The 17859-nt window shown below is 39.6% G+C and carries 21 protein-coding genes; 17 read left to right on the top strand and 4 right to left on the bottom strand.

All coding sequences use genetic code 11. From position 1 onward, the window contains the following. Positions 1–44: 44 nt before the first annotated feature. Together F7984_RS11900 and mciZ are read right to left on the bottom strand one after the other, a co-directional pair. Entirely contained in the window at positions 45–965 is a 921-nt protein-coding gene (locus F7984_RS11900) for an aldo/keto reductase (protein ID WP_139891698.1), read from the bottom strand. A gap of 64 nt (positions 966–1029) precedes the next feature. Next, the gene (gene mciZ / locus F7984_RS11895) at positions 1030–1164 is read right to left on the bottom strand and encodes a Z-ring formation inhibitor MciZ (RefSeq protein ID WP_077248152.1); all 135 of its coding nucleotides are present in this window, start codon (positions 1162–1164) and stop codon (positions 1030–1032) included. Positions 1165–1244: 80 nt separating this feature from the next. Here mciZ and F7984_RS11890 point away from each other — a divergent pair, with 80 nt between their 5' ends. After that, a complete protein-coding gene (locus F7984_RS11890) occupies positions 1245–1796 on the top strand; it encodes an NUDIX domain-containing protein (protein WP_139891700.1) in 552 nt (183 codons plus the stop codon). Further along, complete coding sequence (locus tag F7984_RS11885; protein ID WP_140461618.1) at positions 1797–2972, top strand: endonuclease Q family protein; 1176 nt, start codon at positions 1797–1799, stop codon at positions 2970–2972. A gap of 46 nt (positions 2973–3018) precedes the next feature. Here F7984_RS11885 and F7984_RS11880 read toward each other — a convergent pair whose 3' ends face one another. Continuing rightward, positions 3019–3588 carry a GNAT family N-acetyltransferase gene (locus tag F7984_RS11880; protein ID WP_066107671.1) on the bottom strand — a complete coding sequence of 190 codons (570 nt, stop codon included), beginning with the start codon at positions 3586–3588 and terminating at the stop codon, positions 3019–3021. A 137-nt stretch (positions 3589–3725) separates the two neighbouring features. Between F7984_RS11880 and spoIIM the strand changes: the two genes are divergently transcribed. From spoIIM to lysA, 15 genes are all read left to right on the top strand, one after another. Further along, on the top strand, positions 3726–4367 hold the full coding sequence (gene spoIIM, locus F7984_RS11875) for a stage II sporulation protein M (RefSeq protein ID WP_066107668.1): 642 nt from the start codon (positions 3726–3728) through the stop codon (positions 4365–4367). Positions 4368–4546: 179 nt separating this feature from the next. Continuing rightward, a complete protein-coding gene (locus tag F7984_RS11870) occupies positions 4547–5032 on the top strand; it encodes a ferric iron uptake transcriptional regulator (protein ID WP_066107665.1) in 486 nt (161 codons plus the stop codon). Positions 5033–5144: 112 nt separating this feature from the next. Beyond that, positions 5145–5375 (top strand): YqzK family protein, encoded by a 231-nt coding sequence (locus F7984_RS11865; RefSeq protein ID WP_066107661.1) that lies wholly within the window; start codon positions 5145–5147, stop codon positions 5373–5375. 6 nt (positions 5376–5381) lie between these two features. Then, entirely contained in the window at positions 5382–6272 is an 891-nt protein-coding gene (gene xerD / locus F7984_RS11860; RefSeq protein ID WP_066107858.1) for a site-specific tyrosine recombinase XerD, read from the top strand. A gap of 311 nt (positions 6273–6583) precedes the next feature. Further along, the gene (gene deoB, locus F7984_RS11855; RefSeq protein WP_066107658.1) at positions 6584–7759 is read left to right on the top strand and encodes a phosphopentomutase; all 1176 of its coding nucleotides are present in this window, start codon (positions 6584–6586) and stop codon (positions 7757–7759) included. A gap of 14 nt (positions 7760–7773) precedes the next feature. Beyond that, entirely contained in the window at positions 7774–8598 is an 825-nt protein-coding gene (locus F7984_RS11850) for a purine-nucleoside phosphorylase (RefSeq protein ID WP_139891702.1), read from the top strand. Positions 8599–9363: 765 nt separating this feature from the next. Then, the gene (locus F7984_RS11845; protein WP_066107653.1) at positions 9364–10542 is read left to right on the top strand and encodes a D-alanyl-D-alanine carboxypeptidase family protein; all 1179 of its coding nucleotides are present in this window, start codon (positions 9364–9366) and stop codon (positions 10540–10542) included. A 123-nt stretch (positions 10543–10665) separates the two neighbouring features. Continuing rightward, complete coding sequence (gene spoIIAA, locus F7984_RS11840) at positions 10666–11016, top strand: anti-sigma F factor antagonist (protein ID WP_066107855.1); 351 nt, start codon at positions 10666–10668, stop codon at positions 11014–11016. Further along, positions 11017–11463 carry an anti-sigma F factor gene (gene spoIIAB / locus F7984_RS11835; protein WP_066107650.1) on the top strand — a complete coding sequence of 149 codons (447 nt, stop codon included), beginning with the start codon at positions 11017–11019 and terminating at the stop codon, positions 11461–11463. A 13-nt stretch (positions 11464–11476) separates the two neighbouring features. Beyond that, on the top strand, positions 11477–12232 hold the full coding sequence (sigF, locus tag F7984_RS11830) for an RNA polymerase sporulation sigma factor SigF (RefSeq protein WP_066107647.1): 756 nt from the start codon (positions 11477–11479) through the stop codon (positions 12230–12232). A gap of 126 nt (positions 12233–12358) precedes the next feature. Further along, positions 12359–12988, top strand: a complete 630-nt coding sequence (locus tag F7984_RS11825; RefSeq protein ID WP_413242775.1) for a stage V sporulation protein AA — start codon at positions 12359–12361, stop codon at positions 12986–12988. Beyond that, on the top strand, positions 12981–13394 hold the full coding sequence (locus F7984_RS11820; protein WP_140461617.1) for a stage V sporulation protein AB: 414 nt from the start codon (positions 12981–12983) through the stop codon (positions 13392–13394). Before F7984_RS11825 ends, F7984_RS11820 begins: the two co-directional genes overlap by 8 nt. 22 nt (positions 13395–13416) lie before the next feature. Beyond that, positions 13417–14019, top strand: a complete 603-nt coding sequence (locus F7984_RS11815; RefSeq protein WP_066107642.1) for a stage V sporulation protein SpoVABEA — start codon at positions 13417–13419, stop codon at positions 14017–14019. Further along, entirely contained in the window at positions 13979–15451 is a 1473-nt protein-coding gene (locus F7984_RS11810; protein WP_066107639.1) for a spore germination protein, read from the top strand. Before F7984_RS11815 ends, F7984_RS11810 begins: the two co-directional genes overlap by 41 nt. A 106-nt stretch (positions 15452–15557) precedes the next feature. Then, entirely contained in the window at positions 15558–16865 is a 1308-nt protein-coding gene (lysA, locus tag F7984_RS11805) for a diaminopimelate decarboxylase (protein ID WP_140461616.1), read from the top strand. A gap of 39 nt (positions 16866–16904) precedes the next feature. Here lysA and F7984_RS11800 read toward each other — a convergent pair whose 3' ends face one another. After that, positions 16905–17777 carry a DUF1002 domain-containing protein gene (locus tag F7984_RS11800; protein ID WP_140461615.1) on the bottom strand — a complete coding sequence of 291 codons (873 nt, stop codon included), beginning with the start codon at positions 17775–17777 and terminating at the stop codon, positions 16905–16907. Between the last annotated feature and the right edge of the window lie 82 nt (positions 17778–17859).

Here is a 17859-nt window from a genome sequence, read left to right as displayed (position 1 = left end):
AGAAAAGGAATCAGGCTATTTAGATGAAATAGCCTGATTCCCGTTTAATCGCGATGTGTCTCATATTTATTTGCTTTAGTTAAGGAGCGCAATAGTTCCAGCTCTTCGGCTGCTAACGGTTTGCTGTTTATAGCCTTTATATTTTCAAGTAATTGTTTTTCGCTGCTTGCCCCAGGGATCACAGCAGCTACCGCTTTAGAAGAGAGGATATATTGTAAAGCCAGTTCATTCATGGAACGGCTCGCTATTTTTTCTTGAATGGATGGAAGCAGAGACTCTAGCTCCTCATATGTATAGTCCAAATATCCATTTTCACGGATAGAATCGGAAGCTTTATTTAACATTTCCTCTGTTAAAAGGCCTTTTGCTACAGGGCCTCTAGCAATGATGCTGATTTGATGCTCCTCCAGTAATGGCATCCATTCCTCCGGTCTTCGATCGAGAAGACTGTATTGCATCATGACCGATATGATACTTGAGTGGTTTGCAAATTCCTTGATGACATTGGGACGGATGGAGGAAATGCCGTACTCACGTATATAGCCTTCTTTCTTTAATTCTTCAAAGGCGGAAATGGTTTCATCCAAGGGATCGTCTATTGTACCGCCATGAAGCTGGTATAAATCGATATAATCGGTCTGTAAACGCTTTAGGCTATCCTTTACGGCCTGCTTAATATAGGTTCGCGAAGGGTCCCAGGACCATGAAGTTTTCTCGTCATTCCATCTGTTACCTGCCTTTGTAGCTAATATCAGGTTCTGTCGATATGGTTTTAACACCCTTCCGACCATTTCCTCATTAAGGCCAAAATCATACAAATCGGCTGTATCAAAATAGTTGATTCCGTGTTCGATAGCTGTCTCCAGTATTAGTCGGGCTTGTTTTTCGTCTTTGCCGAGAGACATGCATCCTAGTCCCATCTCCGTAACATATAAGTCAGATTCTCCAATTTGTCTCTTTTTCACAGGAAATCTCCTTTCGCTATTACAGTGTGTCTTTTCTTTATTGTAATGGAAGGAGTTAAATCCGTCATTTTATTTGCCGAGCGGCCTGCAGCCAGTCCGTAACATACACATATTGATTGCTATATTGCTTTAATTTCTCTTTTACTTCCCAAGCTTTTCCGCTCAAAATGATTTGATTGTCACTGATCCATATTTTCATAACGCACCCCTTTGGACATGCTATATGGTAAAATGTATGAACAGAGGAATGCTTTTTAGAACAAAAGGAGAGATTTAACGATGTACAAATATGAAGAGAAAACGATCAAATCAGAACCTATTTTTAAAGGAAGAATTTTAGATGTACGTGTGGATGAAGTGCTTCTTCCGAATGGAAAGACGTCGACCAGAGAATTAATTAAACATCCTGGAGCGGTCGCAGTGATTGCCGTTACAGATGAAAATAAGCTCGTGCTTGTTGAGCAATACCGTAAGCCGATGGAAAAAGCGTTAGTTGAAATTCCTGCCGGTAAATTGGATGCCGGTGAAGATCCAAGAGATTGTGTGGTTCGCGAGATGGAAGAGGAAACCGGATATGCCTGCGAGTCCATTGAACATATTATTTCCCTCTACACATCGCCTGGATTTGCAGATGAGATTGTACATATTTACCTGGCTAAGGGTCTTTCTAAAAAGGAAGATGCAAGAGGCCTTGATGAGGATGAATTCGTGGACTTGATGGAAGTCACATTAGAAGAGGCTTTGGAACTGATTAAAGAAGAGAGAATTCAGGATGCCAAAACAGCCTATGCGGTTCAATATTTACAGCTCCAAGAGGCACTGTCTAAATAAATGAAGACATATTACGCGGATTTTCATATTCATGTGGGGAGAACGAAATCTGGGAAGCCTGTCAAAATTACAGGAGCGCGGACCCTAACGATTTCAACTATTCTTGAATATGCTGCGACAAGAAAAGGACTCGATATGGTTGGGATCATCGACTGCCATGTTCCTGAGGTGATAGAAGAACTTGAGGGGCTCATGGCAAAAGGAGAGATGAAAGAACTCGAGGGCGGCGGTCTTCAACATAAAGACGGTACCGTTTTGATTCCTGGGAGTGAGATTGAAATCAATGATGCAAACTGCAAAGGGCCCATTCATGTGCTGGCTTATTTTCCTACTCTTGAAAAAATGAAGCTGTTTTCGGAATGGTTTGCAACGAGAGTTAAAAATAATACTCTCAGCTCTCAGCGTATTTATGAGAGTGCTACCGTATTGCAGAAAAAAGTAAAGGATTTGAGCGGGTTATTTATCCCTGCACATATTTTCACTCCCCATAAAAGTTTGTACGGCAGAGGGGTCTTAAAGAGCCTAAACGAGGTTCTGAATCCAGACTGGATTGACGCTGTTGAGCTGGGGCTCAGTGCTGATACGACAATGGCATCCAAGTTAAGCGAGCTGAACCGCTATCCCTTTTTAACAAATAGTGATGCACATTCGTTGCCAAAGCTGGCTCGTGAATATCAAAAACTGTTGCTGCAGGAGCCTAACTTTACCGAATGGCATAAAGCACTTCAACAAGAAGAAGGACGTGCCATTTTAGCTAATTACGGACTGAATCCGTATTTAGGTAAATACCATGAAACAGTTTGCGAGAATTGCGGCGAAACTCTAGCTGTGTATTCAGAGCGCTGTCCTTATTGCGGCTCTAATCAGGTGACACGTGGAGTAGCTGAACGTATCAATGATCTTGCAGATGCAGAGCTGGGAGATGTTCTGCAAGAGAGACCGCCTTATATTCATCATATCCCGCTTGAGTTTATTCCAGGGCTAGGACCGAGAACATTGGATAAATTAGTAGCTGGTTTTGGTTCAGAAATGGCTGTCATCCATGAAGCCAGCCTGGAGGAGCTAAAGGGGCTAGTTCCTGAAAAAATAGCCATGCTCATCTATCAGGCACGGGGTGGTACATTGTCTCTGCAAAAAGGCGGAGGCGGTATTTACGGGAAGATTATTACGGATTAATGGAGAAAAAGGGCAGTGAATAGCATTCACTGCCCTTTTTTCTATTTTACAAATCACTTCTGATTTTAGAGAAAATGCATGTATCACGAAGGGAGGTACCTGTAGAATCATAGCTGTCGTGTCTTAATGTCCCTTCAAGAGTGTAACCCAGTTTTTCAGGAATCCGTCTGGAGTTTATGTTTTTTGAATCACAGCGAATTTCCACCCGGTTAGCTAGTAATTTATCGAATGTGAAGTTCGTCAATAATTCAACAGCCTCTGTCATATATCCTTTTTTAGTGTAACGAGAATCCATCCAATATCCGATCTCGAACTTTCTTGTTTCCCAATTCATTCTATGTAGTCCGGTGGAACCAAGGAAAATATTATCTTCTTTTCTCATCACATATAGACGTATATCTTCTCTTAAAATAAACTCTGCCTGTGCTCTTCGTAAATTGTCCTCTGTCTCCTCTAATGTCTGATCTCGATTAGCCCAGGGCATCCAGGGTTTTAAATCTTCTTTTGAAGCCAATATGGCATCATGGACCATAGGCCCGTCTCCCGGCTTGCAAGAACGCAAATAAATTCGGCTTCCATCAAGTTTTTCTGGTATGTCCATCAGGATCGGATTCATGCCAATCTCCTCCTTTTATGTAAATTAAAGAGATTATATCATACTATTTAGACTAGTAAGAATTTATTTTTTACTAGAATACAATCTCTAGTAAATACATAGAATCTAGTAATGGAACCGGAGAGGAGAATTCCCCTGTGAAAAAATCGTATTATAAAAGAGCTTTGCTTTTTCATATTAAAGATCATTTATCTATTTTCATTTTTATTATGGTCCTATTCCTGATGGGAATCATTTTTGGGGCAATTATTGTCAACAGCTTATCTTTAACTCAGAAAGAGGACCTGTTTTATTATTTGTCTCAGTTCTTCGGAGAATTAAAGCAAGGGAAAGTCAGTGCAAGCAGTGAAATTTTCATCTATAGCTTTCAGGAGAATGCGAAGTTTATTATCTTAATGTGGATTCTTGGAATCTCGATTATCGGGTTACCAATGATTTTAATCCTTCTTTTTATAAAAGGAATCGTGATCGGCTTTACTGTCGGTTTTTTGGTTAGCCAAACAGGGTGGCAGGGCTTTATGCTTGCGTGTGTATCCATTTTACCTCAGAATATCATCCTTGTACCCGTAACCATTATCATGGCATCATGCGCCGTCATTATCTCCATTAAAATGATTAAACGCCAATTTTTAAAATCAAGCCGCGAAAAATTAAGGCCTTATTTTTTCCAGTATTCTCTGTTGCTTGGAATGGCCTTAGTGTCTTTTGTTGTTGCAGCCTTGATTGAATCCTTTTTATCACCGGGGCTAATGAAAGCTGTAATTGATAATATGAGTTAATAATAATTATTAGATAATAATCATTATTATAAGTTGTTTATAATTATTATATTTTACATGGACGTTTTTTTTGCTATACTATAAATGGTGATAGAAGGCCGGACTCATAATCCCTTTTTGCCTTCTTCTATAATATGATGATGAAATCCGGACAGATTCAGCGGCGAGGAGGAAAAGGGTTGGAATCTAGATTAGATCGAATAAAAAAGCAATTACATTCTTCAAGTTACAAGCTGACGCCGCAGCGAGAGGCCACGGTTAGAGTGTTGCTCGAGAATGAAGAAGACCATTTAAGTGCAGAGGATGTATATTTGCTCGTTAAAGAAAAAGCACCGGAAATCGGTTTGGCAACTGTATATAGAACGCTTGAATTGCTTACTGAGCTTAAAATAGTAGATAAAATTAATTTTGGTGATGGGGTATCCCGTTATGATTTGCGACAAGAGGGAGCAGCGCATTTTCATCACCATTTAGTCTGTATAGAATGTGGAGCAGTAGATGAAATTCTTGAAGATTTATTAGATGATGTAGAACCGATTGTTGAACAGAAATTCAGATTCAAAATTAAGGATCATCGCCTGACATTTCATGGGGTTTGCCATCGTTGCCAAGATAAAAAAGAAGAGCCGGAGACTGCAGGGTCCGGGAATAACCATGCAAGATAAGCCTTTCCGTTGTGGAAAGGTTTTATCTTTTACTCATAAAACGTGGATGATATGTATAAAACATGTCCAAACAGGCATAAATTGATAAAAAGGCCTGGAGGACTAGAGAATTATGAGAAATTTGATTAAATTATTTTGGCAAACAAGCAAGGTATTCATCATGTTTGTTGGCTTTACGATATTATTTTATTTTGCTATTGTTTGGTTTAATGAGGAATATGAAAATTATCATCGCTATGACGAGCCTAAGGGAACGGCTGTAAAGGTTTTTCAATCCATCAATGATGAAGAGGAGCCTGGATGGAGAGAAAGACTCTTTCTATTTTATTTAGATGGGGAGTAAATGAAAATGAAAGATCCATTGCAGGATTTTATCCATTATTTAACAATCGAAAAAGGGTTGGCTAAAAACACCCTCCTATCGTATAAACGAGATTTGGATTCCTATTATAAGTTTTTGAAAAATCAACAAATTGACAACTGGAAGGACGTTTCCCGTGTTCATATTGTCCAGTTCCTGGGTAAATTAAGGGATGATGGAAAATCGTCCAAAACGCTGGCACGCCATACAGCTTCCATTCGATCCTTCCATCAATTTTTATTAAGGGAACGTATTTCGGAAACAGATCCGTCTGTCTTGATTGAAAGCCCTCATACTGAGAAATCATTGCCAAAGGTTTTAAGCCAGGAGGAAACGGAGGCATTGCTGAATGCACCTAACCCAGCTGACGCTTTCGGCATACGGGATAAGGCTATTTTAGAGCTGCTCTATGCAACTGGTATGCGGGTTAGTGAATTAATAGAGTTAAATATTGATAATGTACATATAGAAATGGGATTTGTTCGCTGTATAGGGAAGGGAAATAAAGAGCGAATTATCCCGGTGGGGCAAATGGCCCTTGATTCGATTACCACCTACTTAACATCAGGTAGACCTAGATTGGTTAGCCAAAAGAATAAATCGGATGCTTTATTTTTGAATCATCACGGCGGACGTCTCAGCCGCCAAGGGTTATGGAAAATTATCAAGAAGCTTGCTGAGCAGGCGAATATTCAAAAGTCATTGACACCTCACACCCTTCGCCACTCATTTGCCACTCATTTACTAATGAATGGTGCGGATTTGCGGGCTGTTCAGGAGATGCTCGGACATGCTGATATCTCGACAACACAAATATATACACATGTCACGAATGTCCGTTTAAAGGATGTATACAGTAAGTTCCATCCCCGAGCTTAAAAGGGGATTCTCTAAGTTTAGGATAGTTACGGCGGCTTCCGGTAAGGTGCCGTCTTTATTTTTGAACACGTTTCTAAAAAGAAATAAGCAGTAGGTCTAAAGACTTTTTGAATATTGAGTGAATACCGAAAAATAAAACTATTAAAATTTGGTAAACTTAAATTGGCAACGTTTCCCCGGTGATGTAAAATAAAGAAGTCAGACCTCTGACGCCTGCAACTTTTGACCCGTAAATTCTACTGAAATTTATGGAAGATTACAGGCGTTGAGAAAGGGTAACCTACATATAAAAGAAGCTGGAGGTTTCAGGTATGAAATTTAAGCGAGTATTTTTAACTGTAATGGATTCTGTTGGGATTGGTGAAGCGCCTGATGCAGAGAAATTTGGCGATAAAGGTTCGGATACACTTGGACATATAGCTGAAAAAATGAATGGGTTGAACATGCCTGTCATGGGTAAATTAGGCTTGTCAAACATCAGAGAAATTAAAGGGATTCAAAAGGCAGTCAAGCCAATGGCTTATTATACAAAAATGCAAGAGGCATCCAATGGGAAAGATACGATGACTGGCCACTGGGAAATCATGGGGCTGCGCATTGATACACCGTTCCGTGTATTTCCGGATGGATTTCCGCCGGAATTAATTCAGGAGCTGGAAGAAAAGAGCGGCAGAAAAATTATTGGGAATAAACCGGCGAGCGGTACAGAAATCCTAGTAGAATTGGGAGAAGAACACGTAAAAACCGGAGCATTAATCGTGTACACTTCTGCTGACTCCGTTCTGCAAATTGCAGCTCATGAGGATGTAGTACCTCTTGAAGAGCTCTATCGTATCTGTGAAATTGCCAGAGAAATGACTCTTCGTGAAGAATATATGGTAGGCAGAATTATTGCTCGCCCATTCGTTGGAGAGCCTGGTGATTTCAAACGTACGCCAAATCGCCATGATTATGCGTTAAAACCATTTGGACGCACGGTAATGAATGAGTTGAAGGATAGTAACTTTGATGTAATCTCCATTGGGAAAATTGCTGATATCTACGATGGCGAGGGCGTAACAAAAGCGCTTCGCACAACAAGTAATATGGATGGAATGGATAAGCAGGTCCAAACATTGGACATGGACTTTACTGGTCTAAGCTTCCTGAACCTTGTTGATTTTGATGCTGTATTTGGCCACAGACGCGATCCTATTGGGTACGGTAAAGCATTAGAAGAGTACGATGGAAGATTGCAGGAAGTACTGGATAAAATGAAGGAAGACGATCTGCTAATTATTACAGCAGACCATGGTAATGATCCGGTTCATCCTGGAACAGACCATACGAGAGAATATGTTCCTTTACTTGTATACTCCAAACAATTTAAAGAAGGTAAAGAACTGCCGATCCGCAGTACATTTGCGGACATTGGTGCAACCGTTGCTGATAACTTCGGTGTGAAAATGCCTGAGCATGGAGTAAGCTTCCTTAAGGAACTAAATTAAAAGGAGAGAACAGAATGTTTGAAAAAGTAAATGAAGCAGCAGCGCATATTTTAGAGGTATCCGGTCAAAAGCCGGAACTAGGATTGATTCTTGGTTCAGGGTTGGGAGTATTGGCTGATGAAATTGAAAATGCCACTGTAATCCCATACAGTGAAATACCTCATTTCCCAGTTTCTACTGTTGAAGGACATGCCGGCCAACTTGTTGTTGGAACGCTGGCAGGCAAAACAGTAGCGGCTATGCAGGGGCGTTTCCACTATTATGAAGGATATTCCATGCAAGAAGTTACATTCCCGGTACGTGTTATGAAGGCAATGGGAATGACGCATATACTTGTAACAAATGCAGCAGGCGGAGTAAATGAAAGCTTCAAGCCTGGTGATTTGATGATTATCACAGATCATATTAATTACATGGGCGCACACCCATTAATTGGACCGAATCACAGTGAGTTTGGACCAAGATTCCCTGATATGACAAGTGCTTATACAAAATCATTAGTGGAATTGGCAGAACAAGTTGCTTCTAAACAAAATATTGCGATTCAAAAAGGTGTTTACATTGGATTTACAGGTCCTACTTATGAAACACCAGCAGAAGTAAGAATGGCACGTATTTTAGGCGGAGATGCAGTGGGAATGTCAACAGTTCCTGAAGTTATCGTTGCTGCTCATGGAGGCATGAAGGTACTCGGTATTTCATGCATTACAAACATGGCTGCTGGAATCCTGGATCAGCCTTTGGCACATGACGAGGTAATTGAAACGACTGAAAAAGTAAAATCTACGTTCTTGAACTTAGTGAAATCAATCGTATCAGAAATGAAAATTGAAGCGTAAGTAAGTTTTAACAGGAGGCTGTCTAATAGTTTTTATTAGATAGCCTCTATTTTTTTACGGTTAATAGTAGGAGTAAGATGCCATGCGTAATGACATGCTAGGGTAAAATGAATAAATAATTCGCTTTTGCCTGATATAAATTGCTCTAGTGTCCAAATTTGGTTCAATTACTGTGTAAATCGTTCGTTCAAATGCTTAATGATCGCACAATAGCCATGCTAATCGCTTAAGAGTCTTACATGATCGCTCAATCACCGGAATTCCCGCTCAATTAACCTCATTTTCCGCTAATTGCTTTACCGTTCGCTCAATAAATTGAAATATCGCTCAATTCCACTCCCTTTTCGCTCAATTCCTTTCAAAATCGAACTATTGCTATAAAATTTCGCTCAATTGTTTATAGGTTGCCTGTTATATAGATGAAATTTAAATACTGATTATAAAAAGCAGACTGAAAAGTCTTCACTTTAACCAATTCCCTTTAAAAATAAGGATGTTTTTATGATTTACAGGCTCAAATTTCTCTCCTCTCGAGTTTTGCTCGATAATTTAATTTCAGAACATCTAATGTTAGTTAATTTGGTTCCTACTAACACAGAAATAGCTAGAGTTCCCTTTGAAATTAAGACTGCATATTTAAAATCTTCATTCAAATTAGTTAGGTCCTCATCAGGAAATATAATTTTATCTGAGATAAGATTCTGGACTGTATAAAAGTGGTGTTGTTGGTAAAACTGGAATTTATCATGAGTAGGAGGTCTGTCCATGAAACGGTATGTTTCAGCTTTATTAGTAGTAGTGTTCACTTTAAGTATGTCTGTACCATCATTTGCAGCCGAAAAAACAAAAACGGCGGAATTAGATTTAGCACCTAAAACGAAGTCAGCAATACTGATAGAAAAGGATACGGGTTCTGTCATATATGATAAAAATAAAGATGAGCGGCTGTCTCCCGCCAGCATGACGAAGATTATGACTATGCTGTTAATCATGGAGGCATTAGATCAAAAGCGTATAACGATGGAAGATAAAGTTCGAACAAGTGAATATGCTGCCTCAATGGGTGGTTCGCAAATATTCCTTGAACCAGGTGAGGAAATGACAGTTGAGCAAATGCTTAGAGGAATTGCGATTGGTTCAGGGAATGATGCCTCCGTTGCCATGGCTGAAAAAATTGCTGGAAGCGAAGAGGAATTCGTGAAAAGAATGAATGCCAAAGTGCAGGAATTGGGATTGAAGAACACTAAATTTCAAAATTGTACGGGACTGCCAACAACTGATCATTACAGTTCAGCATTTGATATGGCGACTATAGCAAAAGAGTTACTAAAGCATGAGGAAATCACAAATTTTACGAGTTTATATGAATCTTACTTACGTGAGGATTCAGATAAAAAATTCTGGCTTGTGAATACGAACAAACTGGTGAAATTTTACCCAGGTGTGGACGGATTAAAAACAGGTTTTACACATCAAGCAGGATATTGCTTAACCGCAACAGCTAAAAAAGATAATTTACGAGTCATTGCAGTTGTATTTGGAGCTGAGAATCCAAAGGAACGAAATTCTCAAATTACAAAAATGCTGGATTATGCCTTTGCTAATTATCAATCACGTCCGGTCTATAAGAAAGAACAGCCTCTTGCACTTTTGAAAATTGAAAAAGGTCAACAGAAGAAAGTAAGTCTGGTCACAAACGATTCAGTTTCTCTTTTAAATAAAAAAGGGGAAGACAATGTGAATATCCGTCCGAATATCGTACTGAAAAAAGATGTACAGGCCCCAATCAAAAAAGGGGATCAGCTTGGTGTCTTAAAAATGATGAGAGACGACAAAGTAATTTCAGAAACCCCTCTTATTGCATCAAAAGATGTAAAACGAGCAAGCTGGTTTGATTTATTTAAGCGTTCTTTCGGCATGTTTACCCATACCGGCGACGAATAAGCATTGGTATGCGAAATTAAACGAATAGAAAGAGAATATCACTAGTTTTGTCTTTAAGAAGGAATTGAAGTGGAGCTTGGCGAAAATCACCACTATACTTTCTTTGAAGGGGGCAAAGGTACTGTGAGTCTAGAAATTGATATGAAGACGATTGAGGATATATTATGTATTCGCCTGAAGGGAGAATTGGATCATCATACGGCGGAGGATTTAAAGAACAAGGCATCTCAATTAATAGAAACTGGTGGCATTCGCCATATCATTTTAAATTTGGGCGAGTTGAGTTTTATGGATAGCTCCGGTCTTGGGGTGATCTTAGGCAGATATAAACAAATTCAGCAATTTGAAGGGGAAATGATTGTTTGTGCCATCTCGCCTTCTGTTCATAGGTTATTTGAGATGTCCGGAATGTTTAAAATTCTTCGTCTTGAATCTTCAGAGGAAGCAGCTATACAGGGATTGGGGGTAGCGTAAATGAAAAACGAAATGGCTATAGAATTTTCTGCATTGAGTCAAAACGAATCATTTGCACGGATTACGGTGGCAGCTTTCATCGCGCAATTGGATCCTACACTTGATGAGTTAACCGAAATTAAAACGGTTGTATCGGAGGCGGTCACCAACGCGATTATCCATGGATATGAGGGAGATGCCAAGGGCAAAATCTATATCACTGCGATATTGGATCTTGAGGAAGAAAGAGTGGAACTGACAATCCGGGATAATGGCATTGGAATCAGAGATATCGATGAAGCAAGGCAGCCTTTGTATACAACAAAGCCAGAATTGGAAAGGTCCGGTATGGGCTTTACCATAATGGAGAACTTTATGGATGAGATTTATATCGATTCATCCAGAGGTGAAGGAACAGAGGTAAGGCTTATGAAAAATCTTTCCAAAAGCAAAGCTTTATGTAATTAAGGAGACTAATACAATGGATGTGGAAGTCAAAAAGGGTAAAAAGACCGCCCAGCTTAAGGACGAAGAGGTAAAAACACTTATACTTCAAAGCCAGCAAGGTGACCAATTAGCTAGAGACGAAATCATCCAGAAAAACATGAGGCTTGTATGGTCAGTTGTACAAAGATTTCTTAACAGAGGATATGAACCAGATGACTTATTTCAAATAGGGTGTATTGGTTTATTGAAATCTGTAGATAAATTTGATTTATCCTATAATGTTAAATTTTCAACCTATGCAGTTCCCATGATTATTGGAGAGATTCAGCGTTTCATTCGTGATGACGGCACGGTAAAAGTCAGTCGTTCATTGAAGGAAATGTCCAACAAAATCAGAAGAGCGAAGGATGAATTATCTAAGCACTTCGGACGGACGCCAACCATTACAGAAATCAGTGAGTATTTGGATTTATCACCTGAGGAAATCATTATGGCACAGGAGGCAAGCCGATCGCCTTCTTCAATCCATGAAACGGTTTATGAGAATGACGGCGATCCGATTACCTTGCTAGACCAAATAGCAGATAGTTCAGAGACAAAGTGGTTTGAAAAAATTGCTTTGAAAGAGGCAATCGCCTTATTGGATGAACGAGAGAAATTAATTGTTTATTTACGGTATTATAAGGATCAAACGCAGACGGAGGTTGCAGAGAGGCTAGGAATCTCCCAGGTACAAGTATCTAGATTAGAAAAAAAGATTTTAAATCAAATGAAAGACCGTATGGACTAGAGTGCTGGTTCGTACGGTTTTTTTTTGCGATTGAATGTATCTCTCTATAAACTAATTTATGATTTTTGGTATGGTTCCTGATTTTTCTAACCATACTATAAATACATGTGAATTTAGGAAATGGGGATGAAAATATTCATGGAGGAATGTGTTTATATCCGTTTAAAATATCGGGCGAAAGTTTTGCCGAACCATCCGATAAGACTTTCGGATATTGCCAATATAATTGGGACAGACGAAGTAAAAGAAAAGGTTGGAAGTTTAGTTCTGGGTGAATTTTCGAAGAATAAAAATGTTTTTATTCTGGATGTAACGGTTGTTCTCCAAGCAATTTTTCAGCATTTTCCCGAAATGAAAATGGACACCTATGGCCCATCGCAAACAATTGTAGAGGTAGAACGTAAAACGAAGAAAGTATCGAACCTTTTGTTTATTCTTGTGTGGATTGTCCTTTTTATAGGGGCTGGCTTTGCGATTATGAATTTTCATGAGGATGTCAGTATGAGGGAGCTGCATGAACGTCTCTATTATATGATTACCGGTAAGCATTCTGCAAATCCACTTGTATTTCAAATACCCTATTCATTTGGACTCGGAATTGGGATGATTTTGTTCTTTAATCATATTTTCACAAAAAGATTAAATGATGAACCAAGTCCAATGGAAGTAGAGATGTTTAACTATCAGCAGGATTTAGATCAATACATCATTATGAATGAAAACAAACATTCGATTACTTCCGTAAAAGATGACTGAGTTCGTTTTTGTGCTGATAGTTGGATTCTCAGGTGGGGTATCGGTCGGAGCCGGATATGTGGCTTTCCTGACTGTCCTTAATATTATACCAAGGCTTACACAGCTTACGAAGGTTAAATCTGTTCATTATTTTGAAAGTGCGGTTATACTCGGAGCAATAGGTGGGACCATATCCAGCTTATGGGACTTTTCATTGGGATTAACTCCGATACTCCTATCAATCATGGGCATATTTAGCGGCGTTTTTAACGGGATGCTAGCAGCAGCTTTGACAGAGGTTTTAAATGTCTTTCCGATCTTGGCAAAAAGAATCGGAATGCAGGAGCGGATTCTATATATTCTGATGGCGCTTGTTCTCGGGAAAATAATGGGCTCACTATTTCAGTGGATTGTTTATAATCAATAAAAGTCATAGGGCGGTGAAAGAGTTGAAAGGGAAGCGAAATATCATCATTATCACAGATGGAGACGAATATGCGAAAAGAACGATCGAACATGTAGCAAAAGAAATCGGCGGTCGCTGCATTTCATCCTCCTATGGAAATCCAACAAAAATGGGCGGAGCTGAACTGATTAAACTCATTAAATCTGCAGCCCATGACCCGGTGTTGGTTATGTTTGATGACAGTGGTCTGGTCGGAGAAGGGGCTGGTGAGCAGTTAATGAAATATGTTGCGGAACACCCTGATATCAATCTTCTTGGAATTCTTGCCGTTGCTTCAAAAACGAAACAGGAAGAATGGACAAAAGTAGATGTCTGTATTGATCGCGAAGGGAATCTTACCGGATTTGGCGTTGATAAATTTGGAATACCAGAAATGGATGTTAAACGAATTAATGGAGATACAGTCTATAGTATCGATTCTATTCATGCACCTATTGTTGTCGGTATTGGTGATATAGGCAAAATGTCTAAATATGATGATATTGCTAAAGGCAGTCCCATAACACTTAGTGCTGTAAAACTGATTCTCGAAAGGAGTGGATACCATGCAGGCCAATCAAAAGGAGAAAACACCCATATCGAGTGACATACAGGCCGTAAAGCAATACATGGAGAAAAATGTGGGTCTTGGAGTAAGTTTTGATTTAGGAGTAAGAGAAATCCTGATTCGCGATACAATGATGCAAATGTATTATGTTAATGGTTTGTGTGATACCAGTTTTATCATAGAGATTTTAGAGACATTGACTGATATTAATGAACAAGAAGACAATGCCTTGGATGTCCCTATCTATGACCTGGTTAAAAATCGGCTAGTACAACAATCTGTCGAGGTTGTTCAAACGATGGATGAAATGGTAGATCAGGTATTGTCAGGCTTGATTTCCATTATTGTTGCAGGCAGCGGAAAAGCTCTGATCGTAGATGTGAGGAGTTATCCGGGGAGACAGCCCCAGGAACCGGATACAGAGAGGATCACAAGAGGAGCAAGGGACGGTTATGTTGAAAATATTATTATTAACACTGCCTTAACACGCAGGAGAATTCGCGATGAACGTTTGCGATTCGAAATTATGCGTGTTGGAGAACGCTCCAAAACAGATATTGCGATTGGATATATTGATGGGGTAGCTAATCCGAAGCTCGTTAATATCATTCGGGATGAACTGAAATCAATTGAAATTGATGGATTGACGATGGCCGAAAAAACGGTTGAGGAATATTTGGTCAATCAAGGGTATAATCCTTATCCAATGGTTCGCTATACCGAGCGGGCAGATGTAGGAGCCAACCATTTACTCGAAGGGCATGTCCTTATTTATGTAGATACGTCGCCAAGTATCATGATTACACCGACGACCTTTTTCCATCATGTCCAGCATGCAGAGGAATACAGACAGGCAGCTTCAGTGGGCACCATTCTTAGATGGTTCCGTTTTCTCGGTATTTTTGCTTCTCTTTTTATATTGCCATTATGGTTATTATTTGTATTGGAACCCCATTTGCTACCAGAAACTATGAAGTTTATTGGTCCGCAGGATGATGCACATGTTCATATTCTATTACAGATTGCTGTAGCGGAGGTTGGAATTGAACTGCTCAGAATTGCTTCGATACATACACCTGCTCCTTTATCATCAGCCATGGGACTTATTGCTGCCGTCCTAATTGGTCAAATAGCCATTGATGTTGGTTGGATGGTACCTGAGGTATTACTATATGTAGCCATTGCATCGATTGGCAGTTTTGCCACTCCAAGCTTGGAGCTCGGCTTGGCCAATAAATATATGCGCTATCTGATTTTAATTTTTACTGCTTTGTTCCATGTACCCGGGTACATGGTTGCCAATACGCTCTTCATTTTTTTTCTAACCAGATTAAATACGTTATCTACACCCTATTTATGGCCGTTTATCCCATTTGCACCCAAAGCCCTTTCGAATATTATTATCAGAAGGCCGGTGCCTGGCAGACATTTAAGACCGCGGATTTTACATCCGGTGGATCGTACAAAATAATTCATTTTGAATTAGGGTATTAGTGTGATAAAGTAGTTATACTATTCAAAAAATAGACAGCATTAATGGCTGTCTATTTTTGTTATAACGTCAAGGGGGAGTTTACATGCACTTTTATGGGACAGGAAAAATGAGTGAACATGGCCATTTAGAAATAGGGGGAGTAGATACTGTTTCTCTTGCAGAGCAATATGGCACTCCCTTATACATATATGATGTGGCTTTAATTAGAGAACGGGCAAGAATGTTCAGAGATACGTTTGGCAGGCTGGGTGTTGATGCTCAGGTGGCCTATGCGAGCAAAGCCTTTTCTTCCATTGCGATGTTTCAGCTTGCTATGGAAGAAGGGCTATCTTTGGATGTAGTTTCTGCAGGCGAATTGTATACAGCCCTCCAGGCCGGATTTCCGGTTGAACGGATTCATTTACATGGAAATAATAAAAGTGTTGATGAATTAGAAATGGCGCTTGAAGCGGGGGTTGGCTGTATCGTAATTGATAATTTTCACGAGATTGCTATTTTAGAAGAGCTGTGCAAAATGAAAGGTAAACTATGCTCCATACTTTTACGGGTAACTCCTGGAATTGAAGCGCATACTCATGATTATATTCTAACAGGACAAGAGGATTCTAAATTTGGATTTGATCTATGGAATGGCCAGGCGGAACAAGCTCTGCAAATTGTACTGCGGAGCGAGTATTTTGACGTATTGGGTATACACTGCCATATTGGTTCACAAATATTTGAAACAACCGGATTTATTTTGGCCGCTAAAAAGATTAGTGAACAAATTGCGAATTGGAATCAAACATATGGATTTTCACCAAAGGTTTTAAATTTAGGTGGTGGTTTTGGAATCCGTTATACAGAAGAGGATGAGCCTATTCCTGTCTCTCGCTATGTAGAAGAAATTGTGAGTGAAGTAAAATCCGATTTTGAAGAAGCTGGTCTGTCTATGCCGGAAATTTGGATTGAACCAGGGCGCTCATTGGTTGGGGATGCCGGAACAACCATTTACGAAATTGGATCAAGTAAGCATGTGCCGGGAACTCGTAAATATTGGGCGGTTGATGGAGGAATGAGTGATAATATTCGTCCTGCTCTCTATCAGGCAAATTATGAAGCTGCTCTTGCCAATCGCCTGAATGATGAAGTATTTGAAGAAGTAGCCATAGCAGGGAAGTGCTGTGAAAGCGGGGATATGTTAATTTGGGATCTTCCGCTGCCTAAGGTTAAGCCTGGGGATCTGCTGGCGGTCTTTTGTACAGGTGCATATGGTTACTCAATGTCCAATAACTACAACAGGCTCCGTCGTCCTGCGGTTGTGTTTGTAGAAAATGGGGAATCGCGTCTTGTTGTGAAAAGAGAGAGTCTTGAAGATCTAATAAAAAATGACCTGCCATTATATGAATAAATAATTAGAGGCTGCCATTTCCGGCAGCCTCTAATTGTATTAGGAGAATAAGGATTTAATTGCGTCGATTAGACTTACAAAAAATACTTTTAATTTATCAAGGAAGGATTGCCCTTCTTCTGATTGAAGATAATTGGTCACTTTATCTTTAGCGGCATTTATTTGCTCTCCAACTTTGTTCCAGTCAATTCCTAGATCCTGAAGCTTGTTAAATAAATCGATTAGGCTCTGGATCTGTTGCTCCGTTAACGTGATGCCAAGCTGCTCTGCTGCCTTTTCGATGATGCTGCGCAAATCAGCATCATTTTGAGGCGGGTTAACAGCGATCTCTTCTTTAATGGACTCAACCAGTGATGTAGCTTCATCTGTACCGATTTGGTCACCTAGTTTGGCTGTTTCAACCATTTCTTCATTGGCGGCTTGTTTTTGTTCCTCAGATATTTTGGTGTCTGTTGTCACTTCGTATGCTTTAATTAAGCCCGTTAAGGCAGCTGTACCGGAAACTTCAAAAGGAGCCGTAACATAAATCTCTGCATCTTTTATACCGGCAGTTGCCAAGGCGTTTTTATACATATCTTCTGTTACCCAATTGATATTTTTCGTTTTTACCGTAATCCCGGAACCTTTGGCAGCAATCGTAATGGATGAAGAGGAGATTGCTTTTGTTCCAATCAGTCTGCTTGCAATTTTACCATCCAAGTATTTATGCTCTTCTGAATTAGAAACTGTTACAATCTCTACATCCTTTGGAGCGTCCATTTCAGCTAACAATAATTTTTTTTGTTCCTGAGTCAGGTTTTCGCCAAGTGTAACGACCATGTCGCCTCTTTGCATATCAGCCAAAGCTACACTAGGGATGAGAAAACTAACTGCCAACAAAACTGACATTAATTTTAAAAGCTGTTTTTTCATTGTGATAACCTCCCGTACCAGTTAGACGTAAAAAAATGATAAAAGTTTCATTTTTTTATGTAGTTATAGTAATCTAGGCAAA

Source organism: Pradoshia sp. D12 (assembly GCF_008935075.1).
Lineage (GTDB): Bacteria > Bacillota > Bacilli > Bacillales > Pradoshiaceae > Pradoshia.
Note: the sequence above shows the minus strand (reverse complement) of the source record. Positions and strands in the feature narration are given on the sequence as shown.